The 13106-nt window shown below is 34.1% G+C and carries 18 protein-coding genes; 13 read left to right on the forward strand and 5 right to left on the reverse strand.

Going from position 1 to position 13106, the window contains the following annotated elements; genetic code table 11:
- Nucleotides 1-10: 10 nt before the first annotated feature.
- Together J4P91_RS02400 and J4P91_RS02405 are read left to right on the forward strand one after the other, a co-directional pair.
- Entirely contained in the window at nucleotides 11-844 is an 834-nt protein-coding gene (locus J4P91_RS02400) for a MerR family transcriptional regulator (protein WP_207992782.1), read from the forward strand.
- A 97-nt stretch (nucleotides 845-941) separates the two neighbouring features.
- Nucleotides 942-2297 carry an MATE family efflux transporter gene (locus J4P91_RS02405; protein WP_207992787.1) on the forward strand — a complete coding sequence of 452 codons (1356 nt, stop codon included), beginning with the start codon at nucleotides 942-944 and terminating at the stop codon, nucleotides 2295-2297.
- Between the two features lie 19 nt (nucleotides 2298-2316).
- Here J4P91_RS02405 and J4P91_RS02410 read toward each other — a convergent pair whose 3' ends face one another.
- The gene (locus J4P91_RS02410; RefSeq protein ID WP_207992789.1) at nucleotides 2317-2994 is read right to left on the reverse strand and encodes a DUF421 domain-containing protein; all 678 of its coding nucleotides are present in this window, start codon (nucleotides 2992-2994) and stop codon (nucleotides 2317-2319) included.
- 180 nt (nucleotides 2995-3174) lie between these two features.
- On the opposite strand from J4P91_RS02410, the gene J4P91_RS02415 reads away from it, so the two are divergent.
- From J4P91_RS02415 to nfsA, 3 genes are all read left to right on the forward strand, one after another.
- Complete coding sequence (locus J4P91_RS02415; RefSeq protein WP_207992791.1) at nucleotides 3175-3756, forward strand: YdcF family protein; 582 nt, start codon at nucleotides 3175-3177, stop codon at nucleotides 3754-3756.
- Nucleotides 3757-3868: 112 nt separating this feature from the next.
- A complete protein-coding gene (locus J4P91_RS02420; protein WP_207992793.1) occupies nucleotides 3869-4186 on the forward strand; it encodes a magnetosome magnetite crystal formation protein family in 318 nt (105 codons plus the stop codon).
- Nucleotides 4187-4383: 197 nt separating this feature from the next.
- On the forward strand, nucleotides 4384-5118 hold the full coding sequence (nfsA, locus tag J4P91_RS02425) for an oxygen-insensitive NADPH nitroreductase (protein ID WP_207992795.1): 735 nt from the start codon (nucleotides 4384-4386) through the stop codon (nucleotides 5116-5118).
- An 87-nt stretch (nucleotides 5119-5205) separates the two neighbouring features.
- On the opposite strand, the gene J4P91_RS02430 is transcribed toward nfsA, so the two are convergent.
- Both J4P91_RS02430 and J4P91_RS02435 read right to left on the reverse strand, forming a co-directional pair.
- Nucleotides 5206-5658 (reverse strand): VOC family protein, encoded by a 453-nt coding sequence (locus J4P91_RS02430; RefSeq protein WP_207992797.1) that lies wholly within the window; start codon nucleotides 5656-5658, stop codon nucleotides 5206-5208.
- Between the two features lie 137 nt (nucleotides 5659-5795).
- Nucleotides 5796-6398, reverse strand: a complete 603-nt coding sequence (locus J4P91_RS02435) for an HD domain-containing protein (RefSeq protein WP_207992799.1) — start codon at nucleotides 6396-6398, stop codon at nucleotides 5796-5798.
- A 181-nt stretch (nucleotides 6399-6579) separates the two neighbouring features.
- Here J4P91_RS02435 and J4P91_RS02440 point away from each other — a divergent pair, with 181 nt between their 5' ends.
- From J4P91_RS02440 to J4P91_RS02475, 8 genes are all read left to right on the forward strand, one after another.
- Nucleotides 6580-7485 (forward strand): DNA-binding domain-containing protein, encoded by a 906-nt coding sequence (locus J4P91_RS02440; protein ID WP_207992801.1) that lies wholly within the window; start codon nucleotides 6580-6582, stop codon nucleotides 7483-7485.
- Between the two features lie 270 nt (nucleotides 7486-7755).
- Nucleotides 7756-8466 carry an alanyl-tRNA editing protein gene (locus tag J4P91_RS02445; RefSeq protein WP_207992803.1) on the forward strand — a complete coding sequence of 237 codons (711 nt, stop codon included), beginning with the start codon at nucleotides 7756-7758 and terminating at the stop codon, nucleotides 8464-8466.
- Between the two features lie 41 nt (nucleotides 8467-8507).
- Nucleotides 8508-9338, forward strand: a complete 831-nt coding sequence (locus J4P91_RS02450) for a TrmB family transcriptional regulator (RefSeq protein WP_207992805.1) — start codon at nucleotides 8508-8510, stop codon at nucleotides 9336-9338.
- Entirely contained in the window at nucleotides 9338-10063 is a 726-nt protein-coding gene (locus tag J4P91_RS02455) for an AzlC family ABC transporter permease (RefSeq protein WP_017152408.1), read from the forward strand. Before J4P91_RS02450 ends, J4P91_RS02455 begins: the two co-directional genes overlap by 1 nt.
- Nucleotides 10054-10365, forward strand: coding sequence for an AzlD domain-containing protein (locus J4P91_RS02460; protein WP_207992806.1), 312 nt, complete (start codon nucleotides 10054-10056; stop codon nucleotides 10363-10365). The genes J4P91_RS02455 and J4P91_RS02460 overlap by 10 nt, the downstream gene beginning before the upstream one ends.
- 62 nt (nucleotides 10366-10427) lie before the next feature.
- The gene (locus J4P91_RS02465) at nucleotides 10428-10601 is read left to right on the forward strand and encodes a DUF3951 domain-containing protein (protein ID WP_207992807.1); all 174 of its coding nucleotides are present in this window, start codon (nucleotides 10428-10430) and stop codon (nucleotides 10599-10601) included.
- 88 nt (nucleotides 10602-10689) lie between these two features.
- Complete coding sequence (locus J4P91_RS02470) at nucleotides 10690-11277, forward strand: TetR/AcrR family transcriptional regulator (RefSeq protein WP_207992808.1); 588 nt, start codon at nucleotides 10690-10692, stop codon at nucleotides 11275-11277.
- Entirely contained in the window at nucleotides 11267-11692 is a 426-nt protein-coding gene (locus J4P91_RS02475) for a DUF5367 family protein (RefSeq protein ID WP_207992809.1), read from the forward strand. Before J4P91_RS02470 ends, J4P91_RS02475 begins: the two co-directional genes overlap by 11 nt.
- Nucleotides 11693-11701: 9 nt before the next feature.
- Here the strand turns inward: J4P91_RS02475 and J4P91_RS02480 are convergent, their stop codons facing one another.
- Together J4P91_RS02480 and J4P91_RS28720 are read right to left on the reverse strand one after the other, a co-directional pair.
- Entirely contained in the window at nucleotides 11702-12766 is a 1065-nt protein-coding gene (locus J4P91_RS02480) for an IS3 family transposase (RefSeq protein WP_243763668.1), read from the reverse strand.
- Entirely contained in the window at nucleotides 12676-13050 is a 375-nt protein-coding gene (locus tag J4P91_RS28720) for a helix-turn-helix domain-containing protein (protein ID WP_243763669.1), read from the reverse strand. The genes J4P91_RS02480 and J4P91_RS28720 overlap by 91 nt, the downstream gene beginning before the upstream one ends.
- Between the last annotated feature and the right edge of the window lie 56 nt (nucleotides 13051-13106).

The following is a 13106-nucleotide window of genomic DNA, read 5'->3' on the forward strand; positions in this document are numbered from 1 at the left end:
AATAGAAAATATGTTATTTAATCAACGTTTTACCATTGGAGAAATGGCAAAAATGCACAATATTGCAGAATCAACATTACGTTATTATGATGAAAAAGGGATTTTTCATCCATCAATTGTTGATCCACAAACAAATTATCGATACTACACAATCGATCAATTTTCACTTTTAGATACAATTAAGTTTTTACGTCAGTTAAATATTTCTCTAAAAGAAATAAAAAAATATATTGATGAAAGAAATCCAGCTTATGCTTTAAATTTGCTTGAAAAACAACAAGAAATGATGTTGAAAAAACAAAGAGAAATTGAATATGCATTGGCGAAAATGAAGCACAAAATTGATATGATGAAAGAAGCTACCGGTTCAAAAGCGAATCATGTAATCTTTAAAAAGTTGCCAAAGAGAAAGATTACGGCACTAGCTATTGCACCAACAATAACGGACGATATGTTTGAGTATTATATACATTCACTTCAAAAAAATATGAAGCAAATAGATGATAGTTTATTTTCAGGAGATCTTGGTGTAACAGTATCAAAAGAAGGATTGTTTCAAAATGAATTCCAAGCATATAATCGTGTCTTTATTTTGCTTGATTATATGCCGTTTCAGGTGAAGACTTCAGATGCCATTAAAGAGGGGACGTTTGCTTGCGCCTATCATCATGGGTCGTATGAAGAAACGGATGAAACTTATAAGAAACTGTTAATGAATATTGAAGAAAAAGGATACGAAGTGTCAGGAGATGCAATTGAGCTTGCTTTAATTGACTGGTCAGTGACGGAAAATCCAAAAGAGCAAGTAACGGAGATCCAAATTCCAGTAGTCAAAAGAAAATAAGCGGTTGTATAACAAATGTATTTTTAATTCTCACTTGACCTTCAAGTTACTTGAAGGTTTAAAATGTGAACAGAGAATTGTAAAGGAGCATTTTGTTATGGAGACAACTGAGAAATTAAGAGAGAAACCAATAAAAAGTTTATTTATATCGTATTTAATACCAGCAGTTCTTGGAATGGTATTAATGTCGGTGAATATTGTAATCGATGCCGTTATGATTAGCCGGGGTGTCGGAGCGGATGGTTTAGCGGGAGTAAACGTTGCTGTCCCGGCTTTTTCCATTTTCTTCTCTATATCATTGTGGATTGGAATGGGCGGGGCTACACTATACTCCATTGCATTAGGTGAAAATAAAATAGAGCGAGCAAGATCAATTTTTACACAGTCTATGATAGTAGCTGTTGCAATTGTTGGTGCTTTAATGGTCGCCTGTTTATGGAGAATAGAAGATTTGGCCTATTTATTTGGAGCCAATGAAGTAATTCTACCGTATGCATTAGACTATCTAACTGTATTATTAACATTTGGAATGATATACGTATTAGAAAATATTTTAAGTACATTTATACGAAACGATGGAAATCCAAATTTAGCAATGGCGGGTCTCGTTGTAACAGCATTATTAAATATCGTATTTGACTATCTTTTTATCTTTATATTTGGCTGGGGTGTAACAGGGGCAGCGGCAGCGACTATCCTATCAGCTGCAATTGGTTTCCTAGTTTTATTAAGCCATTTCTTTAGAAAGAGCAGTATTTTAAAATGGACTAAATTTCATTTTGAATGGGAGACAGTCAAACAGATTATGGTGATTGGTTTTCCAAGCTTTACAACAGAAATAACAGTAGCCATTGTAACAATTGGATTTAATATAGCCTTTATTCAATATGCAGGGGAATTAGGTGTTGCATCTTACGCAATGGTTAATAGTATTCACTCCATGACATTGTTATTGTTCTTTGGTGTTGGGGCAGCTTTGCAACCAATTGCAAGCTTTCATTATGGAGCAAATTTACCTGAACGGTTGAAAGAAGGACTACAATTTGCCGTAAAAACAGCTGTTGCACTTGGATGTGTAGCAATTGTGATAGGGTTATTCTTTGGGAAATATATTATCGGTTTGTTTGATGTTCAGTCGACAGAATTACTCACGCTAACTGTAACAGGAATTAGTCTTTTCTTTATTCAATATGTATTTTTAGGCTATAACATCGTGTATGGAGAATATTTTCAGTCAGTAAGACAAACGAGGAAGTCAGTTTTTATTATTTTGAGCCGTGGTTTATTATTTATCATTCCATTACTATGGATTATGCCAAAGTTATTTGGTGTAAACGGAATTTGGCTTGTAATGCCAGCCGCAGAGTTATTAACAGCAATTATCGTATTTGGGGTGAATCGCGTTTCTCATCCTGTATCAGTACGGAATATAGAAAGAGAACATGTAATATGATAGAAATCCCCTTAATAAACTAAGGGGATTTCTTATTTTTTAAGCTAATTGTAAAAGAGCCATCTGTTTCTTGAACAGAAGCAAATGCAATGTTTTTGATGTCTTCAATTCCTTTTTTTAGTAACTCATTACGGAGCCATTTCTCATTTTTATGGATTAATTTTAAATTATCATATTGGATATGTGCATCAACAATAAGGGCGATTGGTAGACCCGCATATTTCACATTCATATGTATATCTTTAGGAGTAAGAGGAACAAGCTCTCTTTTAGGTAAAATGCTAATTGCGCCATTTGCTTCTAGAATCGCATATTCGATTTCATTTACGCTAGGATATCCTGCTACTCTAAGGTTAGAAAGTAACTCTGCTATTGGATATCTGCTTTGCTTTAAGTTCTCGAATAAGATATTTCCATGTTTAATTAGAATCGTTGGCTGACCAAGGATAAAACGATTGAGTTTATTTAGTAAACTAAGTTTCGTAATGAAAAGGTGAAGACATGTAATAACAATCATACCGACAATACCTTGCCATATGCCATCGACTGGTATAGCTTGAAAAGCTAGGTAGGATAAAAAAATAATGGCACCAAAATCATGTGGTGTAAGCTGTGCTAATGCTGATTTTCCTAATAGCTTAATCGCTATAATAAATAATAAAAAAAAGAATGTTACATTACATAAAAAAGCAATCAATGTCTGCACCTCTTATATAAAATTCATGCTGAAAATTGTGTGTACGTTATCCAATATTCCCATATTTATTATAAACATTACCTTTTGAGGATAAACAAGGGATAATTGGAAAGTTGAGATGTACAAATGAACAAGTGGATATTATGATGGGAACATAGAGAAAAATAGGAGTATGTGTAGATGTTAAAGAAGAAAAAAATTATCAAGTATAGCTTAATTTTAATTATGATCATAGTAGGTTATATGAGTGTTTTACAATATAACATTTATAAGCATGGTCATATGAAAGCACCAGAGGATGCAGATTACATGATTCTTTTAGGTGCAAAGGTGAAAGGAACGGAGCCTTCTTATTCTTTACAATATCGCATTGATAAAGCGGCGGAATATTTAAAAGCACATGAACAAACGATTGTCATTGTATCCGGTGGTAAAGGAAAAGGTGAAGATATTTCGGAAGCGCTGGCTATGAAAAAAGGATTAATGAAGCAAAATATTGCAGAACAAAGAATTATAATGGAAGATCGTTCTACAAATACAAATGAAAATATTGAATTCTCAAAGTCTCTTATTCCAGCAAATAAGAAAAAAGGGATTATTGTTACGAATGACTTTCATATGTTCAGGTCCAAAAAAATTGCTGAAAAACAAGGATTAAAGGTAGAGGGTCTTTCGGCAAAAACGCCAAAGCCAATTATGATTCAGTCTAATGTTCGAGAATATTTTGCGATTACTCAATATTGGTTCATGAATCGCATATAGCGATGAATCTTACAAAAATGTAAGCTGGTTGAAAGGTAAAGCGATAGTTTCTAAAGTAGTTGCATGACATAATAAAGGTAACAAAAACAACGAAACTTTAGAGGTGAATCGTATGAAAGGCAATAATATTTTATCTTCTCTTTGTTACTTTAGTATTTTCTTCGCACCATTTTTATTTCCAATTATCGTCTACTTTATTGCAGAAGATGATGTGAAATATCATGCGAAAAAGGCATTGTGGACACACATATTCCCATATGCAATTTTATTTGGTGGTCTGGCACTTTCGGGTGTATTCGGTTTAAGTTTTGGAGAATCAGCAAGTGTTGGAATCGGAATGGTTGTGACATATGTAACCTTTGCAGTTGTAGGAATTTATTATTTCGTTTGGAATATTATTAAAGGTGTTAGAGTGTTGAGAGTAGCTTAAATGGCTGAGTGTTTTAAGAATGAAAGAGGACGAATAGTTAATAATTCGTCCTCTTTTTGTATAGGTTTGAAGGGTTATGCTTTGATTAAGACGAAAAAAGAGCATATTATATAAAAATTTTTAGATGGGCATAAATGTTGTGATAAATGAAAAGAATATGTTAATTTTTCAGTAATAAGAAAAAAGGAGGTATTATTATGAATGAAATGATACATAAAATGGAGCAACACACATCCGTTCGAAAATATAAACAAGAACCAATTCCAAAGAATATAGTAGAAAGAATGGTACAAGCAGCGCAGCATGCAGCATCATCACATTTTGTTCAGGCATATTCAGTTATGTACGTTACAGATGAAAAATTAAAGGCACAATTAGCAGAGCTATCTGGAAATCGCCATGTAAAAGATTGTGCGGCATTCTTTGTTTGTTGTGCAGATTTAAAACGCTTAGAAAAGGCATGTGAGAAACACGGAACAGAGATTAAACATGAGGGTGCAGAGGACTTTATTGTAGCCACAGTAGATGCATCACTGTTTGCTCAAAACTTAGCGCTTGCTGCAGAGTCACTAGGATACGGCATTTGTTATATTGGAGGAATTCGTAACAATCCAGAAGAAGTGAGTGAACTGCTTCATTTACCAGATAAAGTATATCCAGTGTTTGGAATGACAGTCGGAGTGCCGGATGAGAGTCATGCAGTGAAACCGCGTTTACCAGTTGAAGCAATCTTACATGAAAATGTATATGACGAAAATAAATATGAGGAATTACTAGAGAAATATGATCGTACGACTAATGAATATTATAAGGGAAGATCTACAAATCAAAAGGATGTAACATGGACAGGATCAATGAGTGCTTTCATGTCAAAAGAGAAAAGAATGCATATGAAGGAGTTTTTGAGTAAAAAAGGTTTTAATAAAAGATAAAGTTTGAAAAGCAAATCTGAAGGTTGAGGATTTGCTTTTTATTTAAGAAGGAGAAGAAGCGTTTCTGTGTTTTAGAAATAAAAATAATTATGTGAAAAGACTTTGGCTTAAGCTGAGGTCTTTTTTTGTAATATGTTTTAATTCATCAGGAACTTTAACGAAACTAATAAATTCAATACTATTATGATCTGGGTCTTTAAAATAAACAGAAGCATTTCCTTGGTTAGGACGAACGAAAGGTTCAAACGTATTTCGATCATCAAATGGTACCGGTTGAATATTCCTCTCTTGAAGCCACTGTACAGATGTACGAAGAAGATGAAAATCTACTTGGAAGGCAATATGTCGCAGGGACGGATGATACGGAGTTGTATATTCTTCTCCTTCCCAAAGGCCTAACCAACTTTGTTCTTCTACAATCCAAAGGAAGGCGGTAGTTTCATCTTTTTTATATAGTTTTAAACCTAATAATTCATAGAATGGTATGGATATGTCTAGATTGCGAACGGGCAGATGTGCTTCATATAAACCTTTAATCATAAAATAATCCTCCTTTTGACTAAAATGTAGTTCTTATCTGAAATTGTAATCTATATATTTTTAGGTTTAATCGACAAAAAGAGTGGAGGTATCTCATACAAAAGTATGAAAAAAAACAGCTCATCAATGATGAGCTGTTACTGTTTGCATGCCTCGACATCAATGCCGGCAGCAATTAATTTCTTTTCGCCTTCTTGTTCAATAATCTTTTGTAGTTTTGATAAGAAAGAATCAAAATCTGTGTGTTTTGCAACTTGGAATGTCATTTTATGTTCGATTGGAAGCCACGTATCGATGTCGGCTTCATTATGCTGAATTTTAACCTCTAGTTTATCAAGAGCATTTGCCACTTTCGCTTCGTACGTTTCTTTTGCTTCAAATTCCATCCATAAATCATACAGTTCATCCCCAAGAGGCCCTTCTAAAGTATGTTTAATATTTAAAATGGCTTTCTGTTCATTTTCTTGTTTTTGTAATTGTAATTGTTCGCTGTTCATTGTGTCAAAAGCAGGAATATCACCAGCTTCCGCTTCCACAAGGTCATGGATAATAACCATTTTTAATAGTTTTTCCATGTTTACTTTCTGATCTAAATAAGGCTGAACCAAAACAGCCATAAGCGACATACGCCAAGTATGTTCGGCGACGCTTTCCTGACGGCCATTTGAAAGCCAGCTATGCCTCATTTCATATTTTAATTTTTCTGCTAGTGCAATGACTTTTAAAATGTTATGTTCCATATGGATCCCCCTTATATTGCTATAAACTAATCTTAATATAAAAATAGAATGTGTCAATTTTACGCTTGTTTGACTAATAATTCGGAAATATTATAAAATATTTTTATAATATTTTTTTATTTTTACAAAAGATAAAGAAGAAGTTGAAATTGCAAAAATGCTGAGTGGGAGTGAATATAAAATGTACCAACAGACAGCAATTCATGTACTAGATCTTTTGAAAAATATTGTGAATGGAATGGAAAATATTCAGAAAGTGGAAGAGGAATGTAGAAAAATAGAAAGAGAATTCCATGTGACGTATACAGAATTAATGGACTTATATAATAAAATGGTAACCTTTCAAAGGGATATTGAAAAAGTGGGCGGTTTATTTGCATACGAACAATCCAAAATGATGTGGTTGAAATCTGAATTAGAACTTTTATATGCTACGTACCAATTTTGTCAGCATTACAATTTAAATATTTCAGATACTTCTAAGGCAATTAGTAAAGAGAATCTGCAATTATTTCCGAAAACTGAAAGTCAACTGCAGAATACGTATTATAAACTAAAAAAACAAGAGCTTCCATTTGAAAATATAAAAAAGGGTAAGCCGGGGCGTAAGAAAAAACACGAGCCAGAACAGTATGTTGATGAGAAGGAGAATGAAGTAAAAAGTATAGTGGTCCAAAGTGAAAAGACAGAGAAGAATCTGGTTACTATATTATCAGGGATTGTCGATAATTTTGAAACAATTGGTGTAGAGGGAAAGAAACAAGAACTATATCAATTTATGGAAGGAATTTATAAACTTTCGAGCATGGCAGCTGGGCATATAAAAGAAGATAATACACAAGATATACAGAAAGAGCTTCAAAACCTTCGTGCTGAAAATGAGAGATTGAGATATGAAAAAGAAGAGCTTATTTCTAGTATGGACGAAATGACAAATCAAATGAATCGTTTTATTGAGAGCTCTGATATTAATCAAATTCGAACATTACCAGCTTTTGTGAATATGTGTAAACAGTATTTAGAGAAAAATAAACTTTATCATGACAAAATGGATACAAAAGAACAAATAATATCTATGAAACAATGAGAGTTACTTTCTATTGGTTTTTATGAAGCTGATAGGAAGTAGCTCTATTATTTTTATCCCGCTATTCGTAGGCAGTAAGCCCCCCACTGATTAAAGGTTCACTTTATGTTGAAAAATCAAAATGGATTTATATAGTAGTGAAATAGGTTATCTTGTTTAAAGTTAGCCTATTTTTAAATTAATTAAAACAAAATTCAGAATTTTGTTGACTATCCATTTTTTTCTTTTTATATTAGTAGGTATAACAATAACTACTAAAGGGGTGGGGACATGACAGAGACATTATTTTTACATGATGCATACAAAAAAAGCTGTCAAACAGAAGTAACAAGAGTTGATGGAGACAGGGTATTTGTAAAAGAAACGATATTTTATCCAACTGGCGGAGGCCAAGAATGCGATACAGGTGTATTTACACAAGGGGAGCATACTTTTGAAGTTGTAAAAGTAAAGAAAGAGCAAGGTGAAATTGTTCACTATGTGAAGGATATGGCACATCTCAAGGTTGGGCCAGTTCAGTTAGAAATTGATTGGGAACGCCGTCATAACTTAATGCGTCATCATTCTTTACTACATCTTATTGGTGCAGTTGTATATAAAAAATACGGAGCATTATGTACAGGGAATCAAATTTATCCTGACAAAGCGCGCATTGACTTTAATGAATTACAAGAGTTAACAAGGGAACAAATTGCTGAAATTGAGATAGAGACGAATCGATTGATCCAGCAAAATAAAGAAATTTCTACTCGGTTTATTAGCCGTGAAGAAGCAGAGAACTCCACAGGAATGATTAAAACAGCAATCAATCTTCTACCACCTACTATCCAAGAAATTCGTATTGTAATCATTCAAGATATTGATGAGCAAGCTTGCGGGGGAACACATGTCCAACATACAAATGAAATAGGTTCCCTTGTTATTGATAAAGTAAAAAGTAAAGGAAAACAAAACCGTCGTTTTGAAGTAAGAGCTGTTTAAGAAGCGTAAATAATAGAGTCATAGTGAAGTGAGGAATTGCAATGGACGAAGTCATGAAAGAACTACAGAAACTAGGATTTTCTCAATATGAATGTAAAGCATATATCGGATTATTAAAGCATTATCCAGCAACGGGGTATGAAATTAGTAAACAAACGGGTGTACCACGTTCTATGATTTATGAGGTACTTGGGAAATTGATGGATAAAGGGGCAGTGCATTTAGTACCGTCTGAACCCGTTAAGTATGTTCCCGTATCGGCAACAGAGTTAATGGACCGAATGAGAAAGGATTTTGAAAAGTCATTTGATTTTCTTGATCAAAAGTTAAATGGTTTAGAGCAAGAACGCCAAGTAGATGTTATCTCCCATATTCGTACGGATGAACGCATTATAAAAGAAATTAGTAATATTATTGAGCGAGCCGAAGAGGAATTGTGGATTTCTGTATGGGAACAGCAAGTGACTGAAATAGAGTCATTGATTCAGAGAAAAGAGCAGGAAGGGGTACATATATTTTCTATTCTTTTTGGCGCACCAGAGACAAAAATAGGAACGACGTTTCACCATAATTATATGACGCCAGATGTTGTAAAGGAGCGAATGGGAGGTCACTTAACGGTAATTGCCCGTGATGGAAAAGAAGTACTGATTGCTAACTTCTCAGACCAAGGTACCTCATGGGCTGTTACAACATATGATCCAGCACTAGTGCTTGTTGCAACAGAATATGTTCGTCATGACATTATGGTTGAAGAAATTACACAGGAATTTGGTTCTGATAAATTAGATGCATTATGGCGGGGGAATGCAGATTTAGTTCATGTTGTAACGGGTAAACGATTCATGCAAGAAACGAAGGGGGAAGAGTGATGGCAAGGGCTGAAGTACAGATGACAATGAACGAGAATGAAACATTTCAGCAAGGAGTGAAAGATTGTTTACCAACTGTACTAGGGTATTTAAGTATTGGTATCGCAGCTGGTGTAATTGAAAAAACAGCAGGGTTTTCGTTAGCAGAAATAGCGTTAATGTCTACTTTGATTTATGCTGGTTCTTCACAATTTATACTCGCTGGTATGTTTGCGGCTGGAGCACCTACTTCTGCAATTATTTTCACCGTATTTTTTGTCAATTTACGTCATCTGTTAATGAGTGCTGCACTCGCCCCATATTTAATGAAAGTACCTTTCTTGAAAAATATGATAATCGGTTCGCAAATTACAGATGAAACATTTGGTCTTGCTGTTCAGCAAGCTTCAAAAAAGAAATATTTAAGCGAGAGATGGATGCTTGGTTTAAATGTAACAGCATATTTAAACTGGATCATTGCAAATGTCATCGGTGGTATTTTTGGCGAGTGGATACCAAATCCTCATACGTATGGTATGGATTATGCACTACCAGCTATGTTTATTGGATTATTTGTGCTGCAGTTAATGAGTAGTCATCCAAAATTAGCAATTCATCTCAGTGTTGCGATTGTAGCAATGGTAATCGCATATAGCATACATTTTTTCGTTCCGGCAAGCGTAGCGGTCATAATTGCAACACTTACAGCAGCAACAATAGGGGTGGTGATTGAAAAATGGAAGTAAGAATAGATGTGTTATTACTCTTAATTGGAGCAGGTGTAGTTACTTTAATTCCGCGCCTATTACCGCTCATTGTATTTAGTAAAATACAGATTTCAGATTGGGGTTTAAAATGGTTAAGCTATATACCAATTGCAATACTCGCAGCACTTCTTGCTGAAGTGCTCTTTATGAATAAAACGATGCAATGGGATTATATAATTGCAGCAATTCCGACATTCTTTGTTGCTATCTATACACGTAGCTTATTAGGAACAGTGTTAACTGGGGTGATTGTGATTATTTTCTTACGTTTGTTTTTATAACAAGGATTCCTCACATATTATATCGAAAAGTGTAATATCATGAATATAATAGGGGTGGTGTTATGATTTTTTTAACAATAGGTTTCATTCTGTTTACATTGTTTATTTTCTTTATCATCGGTTTGATTACTTTTACAATGCTTGTCAACAAAGCAACCCCACAAATATATTACACACTTTGCGACTCCGTAACAATGCAGTCCCATAAAGGTAAAAATAAAAGGAAGAAAAGTTAATTTTAGGCTTTTCTTCCTTTTTTTATTTCTGATTTTTCTGTATAATCTAAGTTAGTTATCTAACTAACTTAGAAAAGGAGGATATAAAGTGGCAAAACCTAATGTTGTAAATAAACAAAGGTTGTTACACGTTGCAAAAGAATTGATTGCCGAACAAGGTATGACAAAACTGACGCTAAAAGCAGTTGCTGAAAGAGCTTATGTTACACAAGGGACTGTTTATTATCATTTTAAAACGAAAGAACAACTGTTACTTGAGGTAACAGAGGTGTTTTGTAAGTCATCATGGGAACAGATAGGAGAGGAGTTTCATGTAGAAAACGCGTTACATTCCGCTAAAAGTAGATGCACACAAGATTCTATGTACCATCATTTGTTCTTTCAATTAGTAGCAAGTGGATTGCAAAATGAAGCGATGAAAGAGAAGATTGGTGAACTGTTAAACTATGAAAATCAAGAATTACAAAGAGGACTACAACAAATATGGGGAGAATCACAAATTGAAGGAATCTCAAATAAAACTTGGAGTGTTATGTGTAATGCATTAATTGATGGATTAGCATTGCAAGCACTATTTAATCCAGCGTTTAGTGCGGCAGAAATGTACAGTGAATTGGAGCTGTTTATAGAAAAGGTAATACCCTTGCAGGGAGGGAAAGAAAATAGTGAAGAATAAATTGTGGATTACTATTTTGTTGTCTGTAGGTATATGGTTTGCAGCGTCAACATTTTTTTACGTATTTGGAGCAGCTGTTTTAGTAGAAATATCCGCACCTTCATTTATGAATAGGCTCCTTCTTCTAGAAATCGGTACGGCATTATCTTTATACATCGTAATGTGGTTGTATCGAAAAATAGATTCATCGCGACATGCTCTCATAAAATTAGGAATTTTCGGCACCGGAATCGGATTGTTTTTAGATACTTTCCTTCTCTATTATTCTTCTAGCATTTTTCCAACACTTTCATCACAGCAAATTTTATCTTTCACAATTTGGATGGTTATTGCGTATGCACTATATCTATTCATTCCTGTTTGGCTGGAGCGTAGTGACTTTTTAGTTAAAATTGAAGTGACCCCAAAAAGTTAGACAAATATTCTAAGCAGCTAATAAGGATTGGATCCTGTATTGTACAGGGCTCAATCCTTTTAGTTTTGCCTTAATACGTTTGTGATTGTAATAGTAAATATATTTTTCTAATTCCAAAGTAAAATGTTCCATGTTTTCGAACTCTTGTAGATAAAGTAATTCGGATTTTAATAAGCCAAAGAAATTTTCAATGACTGCGTTATCTAAACAGTTACCCTTACGAGACATACTCTGCGTAATTTGATGTTCTTTAAGTAAGTGCTGGTATCGAGTCATTTGATATTGCCACCCTTGATCCGAATGAAGGATAGGGGCATCACCTTCGTTTAAACGCTCAAATGCTTGATCTAACATCTTTGTAACGAGTGGAAATATGGGTCGTGTTTCTATATTATAAGCAATGACTTCACCGTTAAAGAGATCTAAAACTGGCGATAAATAGAGCTTCTTTCCGAATAAATGAAATTCTGTCACATCCGTAACCCATTTCTCATTAGGCTTAGAAGCCTTAAAATCCCGTTGAAGAACATTTGGAGAAATTCTTCCAACATTTCCACGATAAGAACGATACTTCTTCATACGGACAAGACATTTTAAACCTAGCTCAATCATTAAACGACGCAACGTTTTATGATTGATTGAGTAACTTCGATTTTTTAACTCTAACGTGATACGTCGATAGCCATATCTTCCTTTATGTTCATTGAAAATCTGTTTAATGATTTCTTTTATTTCTTTGTATTTGTCAGGGCGAGTGAATTGTTTCACCCAGTAGTAATACGTACTACGCGCAATCTCAGCTATTTTTACTAAGTTACTTACCTTAAAATCATGCCTTAATTCATAAATTACTTGCGCTTTTTGACGTTCTGAGATTTTCTCTCCTCTTGAACTAAGGCGTTCAACTTTTTTAAATATGCATTCTCCATACGTAAACGCTCTATTTCCGCTAACAATGCTTCTTGTGATCCTTCTACTGGCTGTTATTTCTTTGTTTCTTTTTTTATCTTTGGACGCCCCCGTTTTTTTGATTGAAGGGCTCGTATTCCTTGTTTTTCTAGAAGTTTCTTCCATCTAAAAATAGTTGAAGGTACCGGAATATTAAATACCGCAGCCGTTTCTATAAGTGAAGTACCCGTTTCAATCATAAAGTTTAGTACGTCTAGTTTAAACTCTTCAGTATAGTTTGTATAGGTAGAAACCAAGCCTGCCTCACCTTGATTTTCATATAAAGCAATCCACTTTTGGACATCACTTCGAGAAACCTTGAATTTCCTAGCGAGGCTTTTTTTACTACAATTCGTTTGTAAATAATGTTCAACTATCATTAATTTGAACTCAGTTGTGTATTTTGACATAAAGAAACACCCCAATAGTTAGCTTTTTTTGTCTAACAATTGGGGTGCAGTTCATT

The organism is Bacillus sp. XF8 (assembly GCF_017498755.1).
In the GTDB taxonomy this organism is placed as follows: Bacteria; Bacillota; Bacilli; order Bacillales; family Bacillaceae_G; genus Bacillus_A; species Bacillus_A bingmayongensis.

Excerpts from the sequence above, each read along its gene's own strand:
- J4P91_RS02435 (WP_207992799.1), bottom strand. The coding sequence starts at position 6,398 with ATGGAACATAACATTTTAAAAGTCATTGCACTAGCAGAAAAATTAAAA.
- nfsA (WP_207992795.1), top strand. The coding sequence starts at position 4,384 with ATGAATGAAATGATACATAAAATGGAGCAACACACATCCGTTCGAAAA.
- J4P91_RS02445 (WP_207992803.1), top strand. The coding sequence starts at position 7,756 with ATGACAGAGACATTATTTTTACATGATGCATACAAAAAAAGCTGTCAA.
- J4P91_RS02415 (WP_207992791.1), top strand. The coding sequence starts at position 3,175 with ATGTTAAAGAAGAAAAAAATTATCAAGTATAGCTTAATTTTAATTATG.
- J4P91_RS02460 (WP_207992806.1), top strand. The coding sequence starts at position 10,054 with ATGGAAGTAAGAATAGATGTGTTATTACTCTTAATTGGAGCAGGTGTA.
- J4P91_RS02480 (WP_243763668.1), bottom strand. The coding sequence starts at position 12,766 with ATGGAAGAAACTTCTAGAAAAACAAGGAATACGAGCCCTTCAATCAAA.
- J4P91_RS02465 (WP_207992807.1), top strand. The coding sequence starts at position 10,428 with ATGATTTTTTTAACAATAGGTTTCATTCTGTTTACATTGTTTATTTTC.
- J4P91_RS02405 (WP_207992787.1), top strand. The coding sequence starts at position 942 with ATGGAGACAACTGAGAAATTAAGAGAGAAACCAATAAAAAGTTTATTT.
- J4P91_RS28720 (WP_243763669.1), bottom strand. The coding sequence starts at position 13,050 with ATGTCAAAATACACAACTGAGTTCAAATTAATGATAGTTGAACATTAT.
- J4P91_RS02440 (WP_207992801.1), top strand. The coding sequence starts at position 6,580 with ATGTACCAACAGACAGCAATTCATGTACTAGATCTTTTGAAAAATATT.
- J4P91_RS02400 (WP_207992782.1), top strand. The coding sequence starts at position 11 with ATGTTATTTAATCAACGTTTTACCATTGGAGAAATGGCAAAAATGCAC.
- J4P91_RS02430 (WP_207992797.1), bottom strand. The coding sequence starts at position 5,658 with ATGATTAAAGGTTTATATGAAGCACATCTGCCCGTTCGCAATCTAGAC.
- J4P91_RS02450 (WP_207992805.1), top strand. The coding sequence starts at position 8,508 with ATGGACGAAGTCATGAAAGAACTACAGAAACTAGGATTTTCTCAATAT.
- J4P91_RS02420 (WP_207992793.1), top strand. The coding sequence starts at position 3,869 with ATGAAAGGCAATAATATTTTATCTTCTCTTTGTTACTTTAGTATTTTC.
- J4P91_RS02455 (WP_017152408.1), top strand. The coding sequence starts at position 9,338 with ATGGCAAGGGCTGAAGTACAGATGACAATGAACGAGAATGAAACATTT.